The organism is Pseudomonas kairouanensis (assembly GCF_004682055.1).
Classification (GTDB): Bacteria; Pseudomonadota; Gammaproteobacteria; order Pseudomonadales; family Pseudomonadaceae; genus Aquipseudomonas; species Aquipseudomonas kairouanensis.
Genome location: NZ_QUZU01000040.1, coordinates 38,150 through 53,115 on the forward strand (window position 1 = coordinate 38,150; position 14,966 = coordinate 53,115).

Genomic DNA, 14,966 nt, shown 5'->3' on the forward strand with positions numbered 1-14,966 from the left:
TGTTGGTTTTTCGCGAGCAAGCTCGCTCCTACAGTGGGGTTAGTCCACAACACTGAACTCAAGCCTGGCCGTCTGCCCAGCCTCATCGAGCACACTCAACTGATAGCGCCCCAACCTTTCAAAACTGGCATTGATAAAGTCCTGATTCGCACTGTCCCCCAGCGGCGCCCCATTGAGAAACCACCATCGCCTGCCACTGCCGCCCAACGCGGATAGCTTCAGGCGCAATGCCTGCTGGCTCGCGGCGGGCAAGCGCAGTTGGTCGCCCTCGCGCACGCCCACAATCGACAGCGGTGACGCCGCCGCCAGCGCCGGTGGCGGGCAATCCGGGTCGGACGCCGGGATGCGCGCTTCACGCCGCTCGGCCCTGGGCAACCACGGCTCCAGCGGCGCGGGCCACAGGACGACGTTTTTCGCTTGTGCGCCGGGGCAACGCGCATCCACCCGCAACCCCTTGGCGTTAACCCACACGCTCTCCATCAACCCCACGCTCAACGGTTGGTCCAGCGCCTGCAAGGTCGGCGGCGTGGTGTTGTCCAGCGTCCAGGCGAAGCGTTGGCGACGGCAATTGGGATCGGTGCGGCTCATGGGCTGGCCCAGGGGCCAACAGATCGCCGCCACACCGACATTGGCGGGCACCGGCAATACCCGTGCGCTGATGCCGCGCTGGCTGTCACGGTTGGTGAGCACATCGTGCACCTGCAACATCAGCGGCGCTGCCGAGGCCAGGCCGAACTGCCCCGGCACGGGTGTTCCATCCGGGCGGCCAATCCATACGCCAATCAAATAACGCGGCCCCACGCCAATTGCCCAGGCATCGCGAAAACCGTAGCTGGTGCCGGTTTTCCAGGCCAATACCGGGCGCTGTACCAGTTCGGCGCGCGGGTCGCGGTCGGGGCGTGCCTGGCCGCTGAGAATACGCCGCACAATCCAGGCGGCGCCGGGTGACAGCATTGGGCGCTCGCGGAGCACATCGCCTGGCTGCAAGCGAATCGTCGCGCTTTTGCCGTCGCGGGCGAAGGCGCTGTAGCCGCTCACCAGGTCTTCCAGGCGGCTGCCCGCGCCGCCGAGGATCAGCGCCAGATTGGGTTCGGCCAACGCAGGCAATGCCAGGGGCACGCCGCCGATACGCATCTGCGCCGCGAAGCGCTTGGGCCCGTAGGCTTCCAGCAATTGCACGGCCGGCAGGTTCAGTGAGCTGGACAGCGCGGTGCTGGCCGGCACTGCGCCGGTAAAGCCCATGGAGAAATTGCCCGGCCGGTAATCGCCGTAACGCCGTGGCACATCCTGCAACAGGGACTCGGAGTGGATCAGCCCCTCGTCCAGGGCCATGCCGTACAGGAATGGCTTCAAGGTGGAGCCGGGCGAGCGCAGCGCGCTGATCATGTCCACATGGCCAAAGCGCTTGGCATCGTTGATGTCCACCGAGCCCAGGTAGGCGCGCACGGCCATGGTGTCTTCCTCCACTACCAGGATCGCGGCCGAGGTGTACTCCGGCAGGCGTGCGCGCCAGCCCAGCAGCAGGTCTTCGAGGCGGCGTTGCAAGGTGGCGTCCAGGGTGGTGCGGATCAGCGGCGGGCTGTCGGGGCGGTTCAGCCGACGGGCCAGCAACGGTGCCAGGCTCGGTTCCAGGCGCGGGGCGAGCAACAGCGGTTCTTCCAGGGCTTCATCCACGGCGCTTTGTGGCCATACCTGGAATTCGGCGAGGCGGCGCAGCACCTTGTCGCGGGCTTGCTGGGCGCGTTGTGGGTGACGGTCCGGGCGCAGGCGGCTGGGGGCCTGGGGCAGTACGGCGAGCAACGCGGCCTCGGCGTGGGTCAGTTGGGCCGGGGACTTACCCAGATACGCCCAACTCGCGGCGGCGACACCCTGCAAGGTGCCACCGAACGGCGCGCGGTTGAGGTAAAGGTTAAGGATTTCGTCCTTGGACAGGTGCCATTCCAACTGCGCGGTGCGCCACAGTTGTCGCAGCTTGCCGTGGAAGGTGCGTGAATGGGGGTCCAGCAGGCGCGCCACCTGCATCGACAAGGTGCTGCCGCCGGACACCACCCGTGCGCCGGTGAGGTTCTGCCACGTCGCACGCGCCAGCGCCAACGGGTTTACGCCGGGGTGCTGATAGAACCAGCGGTCTTCGTAGGTGAGCAGCGCGTCGAGGTAGTACGGTGAGACTTCATTGGTTTGTACCGGGTAGCGCCACACGCCGTTGGCATCGGCGAACCGCCACAAGGGGGTGCCATCTTCGGCGAGTACGACGCGGGCCAGGTCGTCTTGAGGCAGCGGCAGAGGCCAGATGCGGTCGGCGAGCCATAGCAGTGCCAACACTAACACCGCGAGCCCCAAGGCCCAGCGCAGTAAATGTGGGAGGGGCGGTGCGACGATTCGACTTGCTCCCGATGGCGGTGGGTCAGGCAACAGAGATGTCACTGACCCACCGCTTTCGCGAGCAAGCCCGCTCCCACATTGGACCGAGTACATCCGTCACTCTTGATAAATCGCAAACTCAAACGGGCAAACCTCTATGCTTGTAGGGAACTAGCCGCCAGCAATCACAACCAAACTCACAGATACGCCCACCTTCAAACAGGACGCACCTATGCAAGTAGATTTTTTCGGATGGCTGGGTCATGCACTCGGCTCCATCATCCATTACATCGTCGAGTTCTTCAGCGGGCTGTTCAATCTGCTGTCCAGTGCAGGTGGTGATTTTGTCGAGGGCATGTCCCGTGCACTGGGCATGGACACCTCGATCATCAGCATCGTCACCCTGATCGTTGGCTTGTTGTTTCTGTATTCGGCGGTGCGAGCATTTATGCGGGCATCGATCATCATCGGGGTGATCTGGTTGATGCTGGGGCTGTGGCTGCTGAGTTGGGTTGTGCACTAAGCCCCCAGACAACCTCAGTCCCCTGTGGGAGCGGGCTTGCTCGCGAAAGCGGAGTGTCAGTCAGCACATCTGATACTGATACACCGCTTTCGCGAGCAAGCCCGCTCCCACATTTGGCCTGTATTTCAAGTTAAGAGATCAGCGACCTTTGATCACCAGATCTGCCGGGGTTTCGCCCACCGCCTGCCAGTTCGGCCGATACATCGACTCCACCTGCGGTGGCGGCACCCGATACGTACCCGGTGTCACCGCACGCGCCAAGTACAGCAGGTGCGTGGTGCCATAGCCATCCAGGTTCAGCGCCGCCACATAGCGGTCATCACGGAACTCCTGATGCTTGAGCGAGGCGTTCTGCATCGACTCGCGCCATTCCTTCACCTGGCTGCTGGCGTTTTCCAGACTCGCCGCGCTTTGTGCCAGGTTCTGGTTTTCCAGTTCAAGGCCCGCAGGCAGCAGGTCCACCACCAGGGCATCCGGCACGCGCTGCTTGGCGCTCACCGCCAGATGCACCAGCACCAGATCACCGCTGTTGAGGTTGCGCAGGTTCAACGGCTGACCGTTCATGCCCAGGTATTCGCGGCGGATACTCAAGTTATCCCCACCCGCAGTCGGCGGCACTTGTGGATAACCCGATATCGTCAGTTGCTGGTACACCGGCGCTTCGCCCTGATTGCTCAGGTTGAGGTCGCTGGACAGCAACTTGCCTTCCAGTTCCAGCGTTGACTGTTGGTTATTCAGTTCTTGCACACCGCCACTGCCGGTGAGCGTCACTTGCCAGTTCGAATCCGGCTTGGCGAACCCCAGGCGACCTGCCAGGAACAGTGAATTACGCTCCTGGGTCGACAGGTACGGGCTGGCCGCCAATTGATCCGACAAGGTAAACAAGCGTTCCTCACGCTTGCCCTTGGCCAGGTCGTTCTCTTCGAGCAACGCCAGGATCATCGCCTGGTCGCGCAGCGGGCTGCCGTAGTCGGCCAGCCATTCATTGGCATTGCGCTGTGCAGCAAGGCCTGCGAGCAACGCCTGATCGGCACGGGGTTGATCGCCCATCTTCTGCAAGGCAATGGCCAGTTGCACCAGCGGCAAACCGGAGCGTGCTTCGCTGCGGCGTTCGAAGATGCTGCGCAATGCGCCCAACGGCGCCTGCTGGCTGCGCGCCAACACCATGCCGGCGTAAGCCTGTACGGCAAAGCGGGTGTGGTCGGCGTTGTCGCTGTAGTCGACTTCGATCAGGTTGCGTTCCTGCACATAGCGCAACAAACGTTCGCTGGCCTTTTTCAGGGCCTCGGGCGGCACCGCAAAACCCTGGTCGCGGGCGCGCAACAAGAAGTCGGTGACGTAAGCCGTCAGCCAATATTCCTCTTCGCCATCGGCGCCCCATAAGCCAAAGCTGCCGTTGTAGCGCTGCATGCCCAGCAGGCGCTCGATGCCGATTTCGATCTTGCGCTTGCGCTCGGCATCCGACTCGCCCTTGATCGACAGGCGCTTGAGCAACGCATCATCGGCATACAGCGACGGGTACAGGCCACTGGCGGTCTGCTCCAGGCAGCCATAGGGGTACGCCTTGAGCGCGCTGATCTGCGCGCCGAGGTTCAACGGCGGTCGGCTCGACAGGCTCAGCAGCGCTTCGCGCCCCGAGGCATCGAACTGATCCAGCGCACCCGCTGGCAGGCTCCACGGTTGGTCCTTGAGCACGGCGCGGTAATGCTTGAGCAGCGCCGGATAGGCCGGGCGCACGCCCAACGTCCATTCGCGACTGAACGGCGGCAGGTGCTCACCCGGCAGGTCGAGGCCGTTCACCGTGACCTTGACCTTGCCCTGCCCCAGCCCGCCCCAGGCTTTGACCGGGATACGCAGGGTGGTGCGCTGGCCTTGTGTGAGCGCGACGGTTTGCGCGGCATTGCTGGCCAACTCCAACTGCCCTTCGGCACTCAACTGCACGTCGAGTGTCTGCGCCTTGCCCGACAGGTTGGACAGGTCCAGCGCCAAGGTGGTCTGGTCGCCACCGGCCAAAAAGCGCGGCGCCGACAGCTCGGCGATCAGCGGTGCGGCAATCACCGTCTTGGCTTCGGCCATGCCGTAGCGGTCATCGCTCCAGGCCTGGGCCATCAGGCGCAGTTCGCCGTTGAAGTCGGGAATATCGACGCTGACTTCGCCTTCGCCCTGCTCATTCAAGGTCACCGGCGCGCTTTGCAGGGCGACGATGGTCACGCTGGTATCCGGGCGCTTACCGCCCTTGGCCAGCGCCGCATCGCCACCAAACGCCAGGCTGGCCAGGCGGCCTTGCCCGGCTTCGATCAACTGGCCGTAGATGTCGAACTGGTCCACGCCGTAGGCCTTGCGGCCAAACAAACTGGAGTACGGGTCGGGCGTAGGGTATTCGGTGATGTTCAGGATGCCCACGTCCACCGCCGCCACCAACACATGCACCTGCTTGGGCACGCTGCCATCGGCATTTTTAGCGGCGACTTTCACTGTGAGCGGTTGTTTGGGGCGCATTTTTTCCGGTGCGGTGAGGGTCAGGCCGAGTTTGCGCTGTGTGCGATCCAACGGCAGGTGCAGAAGGCCCACCGCTCGTTTAGGCGTGATGTTGGCTTTGCGTTCACCAGGACGGATCACCAGGGCGCTCACGTACAAATCATGGCGCGACCATTTCGGGTCGAGTTTCACGGCGAAGCTTTTGCCTTCGGCGGGCACGTCGATTTCCTGCCACCACAACGGGCCTTCGGCGGATTCCACCAACAAGTAACCTTTACCGGCGGCAGGCGGGGTGACGGTGACGTTGGCGGTATCGCCATCGCCATACGCCGGTTTATCCAGCGCCAGCTTGACCTGGTCGGGGCGTACGGCGCCGCCCTCGGTATTGTCCTGGGCCTGGTAGCCCGCCCAGAAACGCAGACTGCTCACCAGCCCGGTCTGTGGGTCTTCAACCTCCACGCGGTAAGGGCCCCATTCCACCTGGAAGCTGACCTTGGCGGTGTCACCGGCCTTGATGTTGAGGGTCTGCTCGTCGAGATTGAGAAATTTCTCGTTGAAGTGGTAACTCCAGCCATCGTTCTCGGAGTAGTTCCAGTAGTAGTCACGGCGCTCGCGCACCAGGCGCACCTTGAGGTTTTGCGCGGCAAGCTTCTGGCCCTCCTGGTTGGCCAGCAGCACTTCGAATTCCGCCGGGCCATCGCCATTGGTTTCCTTGCCGTCAAACAACCCGCGCAGGCCCGGCAGTTGCTCGGCTGGCCAGATCGGTTGTACCAGGCGCCGGGTGATCGGCCGCCCGCCCGACTCTTGCAGGCTGGCTTGCACAATCAGTTGCAGCGGCGACTTAGCGTCGGCCCATTTGCTTTCCAGGGTCAGTTCTTCCTGGCCCTTGGCGTCGAGGACGCTTTCGTCCAGTTCGAAATCCTGGCTCAGTTCTTCTTCGGTGATGGAGCCGAACTGGTAGCCGGGCAAGGATTTGACCGCTTCGCGCAATGGCCGCACATAGACCTGACCACTGACGCGGTTGCCGGATGCCGGCGCGCCGTAGAGGTAACGACCGTTGACGTGGATCACCGGATTGTCCGCCGGGCTCAAGGCCGTGTCGCTGCCCTTGAGTTCCAGCGCCAGACGCTCGGGCAGGAAGTCTTCGACGAGAAATTCATACAGCTGCGGCTTGCCGTCGCCCAGGTCGAACACCAGTTGCCAACGCCCGGTCGGGGCTTCGCCGGCCAGTTGCAGTTGATATTGATAGAGGCCGGAAGCGTCGGCATCCCACACGAATTTGCGGCTCACCTGTTCATCCGGGCGGCGCACTTCGACGCTCACCGGTTGGGGTTTGACGGCGTTGCCATCCTTGTCCCGCAGCAAGGCGTTGAGCAGCACGGTTTCGCCAGGGCGGTACAGGTCGCGCGGACCGAACACAAAAAACTGCAAGGGATGGGACGGTTGGCCGCCGATATCGAATTCGGCCAGGTCCAGCGCGGCGCTGTCCAGGCGCAACAGGCTGGTCTGCTCGCCCTGCTTGGCCAGCAACACCTGGGCCTTTTTCGGCAATGGCAACTCGGCGTGACCGCCCTTTTCGGTCTTGCCCTGGCCGACTACGCGGCCTTCGGCGTCGAGCACTTCGAGGTCAACACCGTCCAAGGCCTTGCCTCCTTCCAGCGCCTGGGTAAACACATCCAGGCGATTGGCGTAGCGGTGCACCGACAGGCCAATATCGCTCAAGGTGAACAGCGTGGCCGGTTGGGAATAGTTGTAGGTGCCCGACGCCCGCATCACCGCCAGGTACACGCCCGGCTGCTGCAGTTGCTTGAGACCAGCGATGGGCAGCAACAGGGTTTCGCGGGTATTGCGCGCCGGGTTCAGGTCGAAACGGCCGCCGTAGACCAGGTCAGCCAGGGGCAGCAGTTCGCGGGATTCGTAACTTTGCAGGCTGGTGTTGCGCCCCCACTGCGCCAGGAAGGTAGGCAGGGACTCGGGTTTGATGCGGAAGAACTCGACGTCGATCTTGTCCACATTCAGCGCGATCACCGGCAAGCCTTCAGCGAGTCGGGTCGGCAGCAGGGTGCCACGGCTGGCGAAGCCGACGGTGGCTTGCAGGTCGCGGGTTTCCAGGCGGGCGCTGTACTCGGCGGCGAGGGTGTTGTCGTTGACCGCCTTCACCCCGGCATCGACGGTGAGTACGAGTTTGCGCTGTGGCTCCAGGTGGCGCAGGCGCAATTCCATCAAGTTATCGGAGAGTTCCCAGGCGCCATCGACCTTGCCGGATTTGCTGTCCACCAGGTGGAGCTTGTCGGCGAACTTCTGATCGGGGTCCAACGGGATGGAAAAGCTCACAGAGAGCGTGCTGGCCCCGTCGAGCTGCACTTCGGACACGTCCACCACGCTTAACTCACGCCCGGCGTAGCGTTGCTTCAATGCCGCCACGTCCACTACCGCTTTGGCCGGTTTTGCCGCTGGCGCCACGGTGGGCGCAGGCGGTGCTGTGGGTTTATCGGAGGAATCGCAGGCGCTCAGCAGGGCCAGCGCACAGGCCAGGAACAGTCCTTTGTTAAGCATGGGGCACTCGTAATGGGAGGGGCCGAGGGATGAACTATATATCAGCCTGAGTGGGGCCGATGTGGTGCTGGTCACATTGACCGACGGAGGGTGGTTTGGTTCTGGATAGGACTGCAAGCCAAGCAAAATCCCACAACCACTGAAGATCAACATGTGAAAACACAGGTAAATGTGGGAGGGGGCTTGCTCCCGATGGCGGTGGGTCAGCCAATACTCATTTGACTGACCCACCGCCATCGGGAGCAAGCCCCCTCCCACATTGGTCCTTTAGTGTTGCTGAGGGCCGGTTACAATGCTGCTCCTCCAAGGAGCCTTCATGAAATCCCTGCTCACCGACTGGCGCCACCGCCCCACGCATCGCAACGTCTGGGCGTTAGCTGCGCCGATGATCCTGTCGAACATCTCGGTGCCGCTGGTAGCCCTGGTCGACAGCATGGTCATTGGCCACCTGCCCCACGCCCACCAGTTGGGCGCCGTGGCCGTCGGCGCCAGTCTCTATACCTTCCTGGCCTGGGCCATGGGTTTCCTGCGCATGGGCACCACCGGGTTCGCCGCCCAGGCGGCCGGGCGCAATGACGGGGCGGCACTGCGGCAAATCCTGCTACAAGGCTTGCTGCTGGCGCTAGGGCTGGCCCTGCTGCTGGGCACGGTCGGCATTCCGTTCAGCCACCTGGCGCTGGAATGGATGCAACCTTCACCCGAACTCAATCAGCTGACCCAGAACTTTTTCCACACCCGCCTGTTCGGCCTGCCCGCCGCCCTCGCCAGCTATGCGCTGGTGGGTTGGTTCCTCGGCACGCAAAACGCCCGTGCGCCGCTGGCGATCCTGCTGACCACCAACCTGGTGAACATCGCCCTGAACCTATGGTTTGTACTTGGGCTGGATTGGGGGGTGGTGGGTTCGGCGCGCGCCTCGGTGATCGCCGAATGGACCGGCGCCCTGCTCGGCCTGGCCATGACGCAAAAAGCCCTGCGCGCCTACCCCGGCCATATCGCCTGGGCGGCGCTGAAGCTGTGGCACAACTGGCGTCCGCTGCTGGCCGTGAACCGCGACATCTTTATCCGCAGCCTGGCGCTGCAATCGGTGTTCTTCATGATCACCGTGCAAGGCGCACGCCTGGGCGACGCCACCGTGGCGGCCAATGCGTTGTTGCTCAACGGCCTGCTGCTCACGGCCCACGCGCTGGACGGCCTGGCCCACGCGGTCGAAGCCCTGTGCGGCCATGCAATCGGCGCCCATGACCGCCATGCCCTGCGCCGCTCACTGGTGGTGGCCGGCGGCTGGTCGTTGATTGCCAGCGTCGGCTTCGCCCTGTTGTTCACCCTCGGCGGGCACCTGTTTATCGCCATGCAAACCGACATCCCCAGCGTGCGCGAAACCGCTGACATCTACCTGCCTTACCTGGCTGTGCTGCCATTGATTGCGGTGTGGAGCTACTTGCTGGACGGCCTGTTCATCGGCGCCACCCGCGCGCGGGAAATGCGCAACGGCATGCTGCTCACCGTGCTGCTGACGCTGCCGATCGCCTGGGCGTTGCAGGGCTTGGGCAACCACGGCCTGTGGATCACCTTCCTGCTGTTCATGGCCTTGCGCAGCCTTACTTTGTGGGCGATTGCGTGGCGTTTGAATCGGCAGGACCAGTGGCTTGGATAAATGCGGTGACGCGGTCCAGGACCGGCGCCAGCCAGCGCAATGGTTTTGAGATCGCCGCCACCAAGGTCTGGTGGTTGGTCTTGCTGAAGTAGAACGTTTCAACGGGTACATCTGCTGCCCGTAATTGCTCGGCCAGCCCACCAGTATTGCGCGTGGGGTTGACCAGCTTGTCGCCTGTCGAGGCGATCAACAGGGTTGGCGGTGCATCACGGCTGACATGGTTGATCGGCTGGGAGTCGGGCGGCGAGTCGGGGAAGAAGAACACCGGTTTTACATCCGGGTTTTCAATCGGCAGGAAGTCATAGGGCCCGGCCAGGCCGATCCAGCCTTTGAAGATCGACGGCGATAAACCCACTGCATTCAACCAACGCGCATCCAGCGCCAACATCGAGGCGTTATAGGCGCCGGAGCTGTGGCCCATCACATAAAGCTGCCTGGGGTCGGCGCCGTATTGGGCAATATGCTGATGCGTCCAGGCCACCGCTTGGGCGCCGTCCTGGAGAAAAGCGGGGTACCGCACTTGCGGGTAGAGCCGGTAGTCCGCGATTACCACGACGATGCCCCGTGAGGCCAGGGCTTCGCCGACAAAGCCGTAGTCGTCCTTGGAGCCTGAGTTCCAGCTGCCGCCGTAGAAAAACACCACCACGGGGGCGTTGGGGATAGCGGGCGCGGGGCGGTAGATATCGAGTGTCTGGCGGGGGTCAGTGCCGTAGGCGAGGCCTGAAGTTTTGCTGAAGGTGCTGGAGGGTGTTAGGGCGTTGATCACGTTGATGGGTGAGCAGGCCGCGAGGAATGCAGTGAGTGCCAGGGTGAAGGCTTGTAAGAACCTGCTCGACATCGCTAAGCCCTCATGTGTAAAGGTGATCCAAATGTGGGAGGGGGCTTGCCCCCGATGGCGGTGTGTCAGGCAACTAATCTGTTACTGATACATCGCTATCGGGGGCAAGCCCCCTCCCACATTAGATTTATGTCAACTCAGATTATGAAGACAGGTACGAAGACCGCGTCAGCCCCAATCGCAACGCATCCAGGAACTGCGTACGCTCCGCAGCACTGATCTTCGCGCTCGCGCACTTGTCACGGTAGTGCGTCATCAACTCCTCCGGCGACAAGTGCACGTAGCGCAGCATGTCTTCGATGGTGTCGTGGGTCTCGATCCCGGCGCTGTACACCGAACCGTCATCACGCTGGTAGATGTTCACCGAGTCGGTGTCACCAAACAGGTTGTGCATGTCGCCCAGGATCTCTTGGTAGGCACCCACCAGGAAAATACCCAGCAAGTAGTCCTCACCTTCGTTCAAGGCATGTACCGGCAGGCTGGTCTCGATAGACTGCTCGTCGACGTATTGCTTGATCTTGCCGTCGGAATCGCAGGTCAGGTCTTGCAGCACGGCACGGCGCAGCGGTTCTTCGTCGAGGCGATGCAGCGGCAAAATCGGCAATACCTGGCCGATGGCCCAGGTGTCGGGCAGGCTCTGGAACACCGAGAAGTTGCAGATGTACTTGTCGGCCAGCTTGTCGTTGAGTTCGTCCAGCACCTGGCGGTGCGAGCGCTGGCGGGCTTTCAACGAGTTGTGCAGGCGGCGGCACACGGCGAAGTAGCATTGCTCGGCCAGGGCTTTTTCGGCCAGGGTCAGCTTGCCGTCGGCGTACTGGGTGGCCACGTCGCTCATGTAGTGGGTGGCGCGCCAGTAGGTTTCGGTGACCATCTCGATGTCGGTCGGGCCCAGCAGGTCCACCAGCCATTGCACGGTTTCGGGCAGGCTTTCCTTGTTTTCGATCACTGGGATTTCGTCGTTGTGTTTCTCGACGTCAGTGACCTGCACCACCAGCATGGCGTGGTGCGCGGTGAGGGAACGGCCGCTTTCGGAGAAGATGTTCGGGTGCGGCAGGCTCTGGGCGTCGCAGAATTCCTTGAGCATGCCCACCACCACACCGGCGTAGTCGTCCATGTCGTAGTTGATGGAGCTGGCGTTGCGCGAGTGGGTACCATCGTAGTCAACACCCAGGCCGCCGCCCACGTCGATGTGGTCCACCGGCAGGCCCAGGTTGCGCAGTTCGCCGTAGTAACGAATGGCCTCCTTGAACCCGTGCTGGTAGTCGGCCAGGTTGGCGATCTGCGAGCCCATATGAAAGTGCAGCAGGCGGATGCCCTGGTCCAGGCCAGCGGCGCGGAAGCGCTCGACCACCGACAGCAGCTGCGCCGCCGACAAACCGAATTTGGATTTTTCGCCGCCGGTGTCTGCCCACTTGCTCGATGCCAGGGACGACAGGCGCACGCGCAGGCCGACCTGTGGCTTGACCTTGAGGCTGGCGGCCTCTTCGATCACCAGTTCCACTTCGGATTCTTTCTCGATCACGATGAACACGTTGTGACCAAGCTTTTGACCCATCAGCGCCAGGCGGATGAACTCACGGTCCTTGTAACCGTTGCACACGATGGTGCCGCCCTTCGGCGCCAGGGCCAGCACGGCCAGCAGCTCAGGCTTGGAGCCGGCTTCCAGGCCGATGGAGACGTTCTGGGTGGCGATGATGTTCTCGATCACCGCTTCCTGCTGGTTCACCTTGATCGGGTACAGCGCGGTGTACTTGCTCTGGTATTCCAGGCGCTCGATGTTCGCATCGAAGGCGCCGGTCAGCTGGCGTACACGGTCTTGCAGAATGTCGGGGAAGCGCACCAGCAACGGCAAGGACAGGCCGCTTTTGCGCAACTCGTCAACTTGCTCGTACAGGTCGACGGGCGTGCTGTTCGGACCGTTCGGACGGACTTCAACGCGACCGGCTTCATTGATCGCGAAATACCCGGCCCCCCAATGGCGAATCCCGTAAACACTGCGGCTGTCCGCAACTGTCCATTGGCTGCCATCGTCTTTGCGTGTGCGTCGTACGGACATCGAAGTCCCCTATAAATGAAGTCGAAAACACCGCCCCTGTCAGAGGCTGGCGCAGTCTAAAGAATGAAAATGACGATTTGCCTGCGTGCAAGGTAGGACCCCACGCGCAGGACAGAGTTTAGACACAGGTCGGGAAGAGGCTTTTCAGCCGCCGGACTTCTTGGCCTTGTACCCAAGCTTGATCAGCTCGGCCAACAGCAACTCGACATGATCGCCCTGGATCTCGATGACGCCGTCTTTCAACGCGCCACCGGTGCCACAGCGCTTTTTCAGCGTGGTGGCCAGTTCCTTCAGGGCATCCTCGGCCAACGGCACGCCGGTGATGGTGGTCACCGTCTTGCCGCCACGGCCTTTGCTCTCGCGTCGCACGCGGGCAATACCGTCGCCTTCGGGGATCAGGGTTTGTTTGCAGGTACACGAATCCACGGGCTGACGACAGTCCGGGCAGTGTCGACCTGCGTCGGTGGAAAATACCAGACCACCAAGGGCGGCGAAGGATGCGGCTTTTTTGGCCACCGGCAATCCTCTTGGGAGGACAAAGACTGATCGGCGCCCGCCAAGGGGAACACCGACCGCGAAGCCCCACTCAGGCAGGGGCAGCGCTACCGAACCGCCCTGCCCCTCTTTGTAGGAGCGAGCTTGCCCGCGAAGATCGTCAACGATGACGCGGGCATTCAGGATGACCGCGGCGCTCGTGAGCTTTTCGCGAGCAAGCTCGCTCTACAGTAAAGACAGGACGGCTCGGGTGAAAAGTCGCGCAGTGTAACGGCAAAAAGCCGACTTGCTAAGGGCCAAATGGCGCCAATTTGTGCAGCTTTAGCGACGTGAGGCCAGATAGCGGCGCAAGCCCTCCTGGGCATCCGGGCAGTAGGGCTTTTGTTCAGCTTCCTGTAGGACATTTTCGACAGACAGAAAGCGAGCTTCCATGACCTCTTCGGGCTGCAAACGCAGCGGCCCGTCCCACACGGCGGAGTAGGACGTGCACCAGAGCCGGCTGTCGCCGTCCTCGAAGTAGAAGTGGTCATGTTCGACCAATTCCACGCCGCCCACGCCGAGTTCTTCTTCCAGTTCGCGGGCTGCCGAAACGGCATAACTTTCCCCCGCCGCCACCATGCCCCCAGCTGCCGTGTCCCAGAAACCGGGGTACATGGCTTTGCTCAGGGTGCGTCGGTGTACACACAACTCGCCCTTGGAATTGAACAGGAAGATAAAGGTGCAACGGCCAATCAGGCCGCGCTGGCGCAGGTCAGACCTCACCAGGGCGCCAAGCAGGTTGTCCTGCTCGTCAACCCAGCAGATCAGCTCGGCATCAGAGGCCGCACGGTGGGCGGCCTCTTTTTGAGTGGCATCCATCATCAACCCTGGTTGAGGAGCTGACGCAAGTCGATCACTGCAGCGTTGGCCCGGGAAATATAGTTGGCCATTACCAGCGAATGGTTCGCCAGTACACCGAAGCCACTGCCGTTAAGAATCATCGGGCTCCACACCGGCTCTTGCGACGCTTCCAGTTCACGAATGATCTGGCGCACGCTGACCGTGGCGTTCTTTTTGGCCAGTACGTCGGCAAAGTCGACTTCAATGGCGCGCAGCAGGTGGGACAACGCCCACGCCTGGCCACGGGCTTCGTAGAACACGTTGTCGATCTGCATCCATGGGGTTTCCACCACTTCTTCATCGACCTGCGGCACTTCACCCGGCGCCAGGGCTTCGGTTTTCAGTGCGGTGTTGAGCTTGACCCGGCCTACGCTGGCCGACAGGCGCTGCGACAACGAACCCAGGCGGGTCGCGACATCGCCCAGCCAGTTATTCAGGTTGTCGGCGCGGGCATAGAACAGCGCGCCGCGCTGGTTCGGGTCGGACAGGCGTGCTTCGTAGCGGCTCAGGGAGTTGATGCCCTCCTGGTATTCCGACTCACTGGACGGCAGCACCCAGCTCTTGTTGTCGAAGTTGAAGCGCGGCTCGGCCTTGGCCAAGTCAGCGTCTTCAGCCGACTGCGACTGGGAACGGGCGAAGTCTTTGCGCAGGGCACGGGTCAGGTCACGCACCTGAACCAGCACGCCGTATTCCCAGCTTGGCATGTTGTCCATCCACAGGCCCGGTGGGAAGCGGTCGTTGGAAATGTAGCCACCCGGCTTGTTCAGCAGGGTGCCCACTACGGTCTTGAGGGTTTCGACGGTGGTGAAGCCCACCACCATCTGCTTGCCGTCTTTTTCAGCGGCGATCTGCGCGTTTTGCTGGACCGGGAACAGCGCCGGTTCTTCGCTCCAATACCAACCCAGGGCGCCGGTGACCACCAGGTACAGGCCCACCAGACTGAGCAAGGCCTTGCTCATCAGCAGGTTGCGAACGTAGCTGCGGTTGGCCGACTTGGGCTCAGGGGCGGGGCCTTTGGCACTGCCTGCACGGTTTTTCCAGTCCAGCATGGCGATATCCTTTCAATCACTTGAGTTCATGCACTTGAATTGATGGCGTGCGTTCAAACACTCCGACCACAACCCTA

At 62.4% G+C, this 14,966-nt stretch carries 9 protein-coding genes; 2 read left to right on the forward strand and 7 right to left on the reverse strand.

Going from position 1 to position 14,966, the window contains the following annotated elements; translation table 11 throughout:
• Positions 1–39 precede the first annotated feature (39 nt).
• Positions 40–2,352 (reverse strand): peptidoglycan glycosyltransferase PbpC, encoded by a 2,313-nt coding sequence (pbpC, locus tag DYL59_RS24780; RefSeq protein WP_135291554.1) that lies wholly within the window; start codon positions 2,350–2,352, stop codon positions 40–42.
• A 241-nt stretch (positions 2,353–2,593) separates the two neighbouring features.
• Between pbpC and DYL59_RS24785 the strand changes: the two genes are divergently transcribed.
• A complete protein-coding gene (locus DYL59_RS24785) occupies positions 2,594–2,884 on the forward strand; it encodes a hypothetical protein (RefSeq protein ID WP_135291547.1) in 291 nt (96 codons plus the stop codon).
• 138 nt (positions 2,885–3,022) lie between these two features.
• On the opposite strand, the gene DYL59_RS24790 is transcribed toward DYL59_RS24785, so the two are convergent.
• Complete coding sequence (locus DYL59_RS24790; protein ID WP_135291548.1) at positions 3,023–7,918, reverse strand: alpha-2-macroglobulin family protein; 4,896 nt, start codon at positions 7,916–7,918, stop codon at positions 3,023–3,025.
• A gap of 316 nt (positions 7,919–8,234) precedes the next feature.
• Between DYL59_RS24790 and DYL59_RS24795 the strand changes: the two genes are divergently transcribed.
• Positions 8,235–9,572: an MATE family efflux transporter gene (locus tag DYL59_RS24795; protein ID WP_135291549.1), complete on the forward strand. Its 1,338-nt coding sequence runs from the start codon at positions 8,235–8,237 to the stop codon at positions 9,570–9,572.
• Here the strand turns inward: DYL59_RS24795 and DYL59_RS24800 are convergent.
• From DYL59_RS24800 to DYL59_RS24820, 5 genes are all read right to left on the reverse strand, one after another.
• On the reverse strand, positions 9,517–10,410 hold the full coding sequence (locus DYL59_RS24800; RefSeq protein ID WP_135291550.1) for an alpha/beta hydrolase: 894 nt from the start codon (positions 10,408–10,410) through the stop codon (positions 9,517–9,519). The genes DYL59_RS24795 and DYL59_RS24800 overlap by 56 nt on opposite strands.
• A 142-nt stretch (positions 10,411–10,552) precedes the next feature.
• A complete protein-coding gene (speA, locus tag DYL59_RS24805; protein ID WP_135291551.1) occupies positions 10,553–12,466 on the reverse strand; it encodes an arginine decarboxylase in 1,914 nt (637 codons plus the stop codon).
• A 144-nt stretch (positions 12,467–12,610) separates the two neighbouring features.
• Positions 12,611–12,982, reverse strand: coding sequence for a translation initiation factor Sui1 (locus DYL59_RS24810; RefSeq protein WP_005784408.1), 372 nt, complete (start codon positions 12,980–12,982; stop codon positions 12,611–12,613).
• A 300-nt stretch (positions 12,983–13,282) separates the two neighbouring features.
• On the reverse strand, positions 13,283–13,819 hold the full coding sequence (locus DYL59_RS24815; RefSeq protein WP_135291552.1) for an NUDIX hydrolase: 537 nt from the start codon (positions 13,817–13,819) through the stop codon (positions 13,283–13,285).
• Positions 13,820–13,821: 2 nt separating this feature from the next.
• Entirely contained in the window at positions 13,822–14,889 is a 1,068-nt protein-coding gene (locus tag DYL59_RS24820; RefSeq protein WP_135291553.1) for a DUF2333 family protein, read from the reverse strand.
• Positions 14,890–14,966: the final 77 nt, after the last annotated feature.

Excerpts from the sequence above, each read along its gene's own strand:
- DYL59_RS24800 (WP_135291550.1), bottom strand. The coding sequence starts at position 10,410 with ATGTCGAGCAGGTTCTTACAAGCCTTCACCCTGGCACTCACTGCATTC.
- DYL59_RS24815 (WP_135291552.1), bottom strand. The coding sequence starts at position 13,819 with ATGGATGCCACTCAAAAAGAGGCCGCCCACCGTGCGGCCTCTGATGCC.
- DYL59_RS24820 (WP_135291553.1), bottom strand. The coding sequence starts at position 14,889 with ATGCTGGACTGGAAAAACCGTGCAGGCAGTGCCAAAGGCCCCGCCCCT.
- DYL59_RS24790 (WP_135291548.1), bottom strand. The coding sequence starts at position 7,918 with ATGCTTAACAAAGGACTGTTCCTGGCCTGTGCGCTGGCCCTGCTGAGC.
- DYL59_RS24795 (WP_135291549.1), top strand. The coding sequence starts at position 8,235 with ATGAAATCCCTGCTCACCGACTGGCGCCACCGCCCCACGCATCGCAAC.
- speA (WP_135291551.1), bottom strand. The coding sequence starts at position 12,466 with ATGTCCGTACGACGCACACGCAAAGACGATGGCAGCCAATGGACAGTT.
- DYL59_RS24785 (WP_135291547.1), top strand. The coding sequence starts at position 2,594 with ATGCAAGTAGATTTTTTCGGATGGCTGGGTCATGCACTCGGCTCCATC.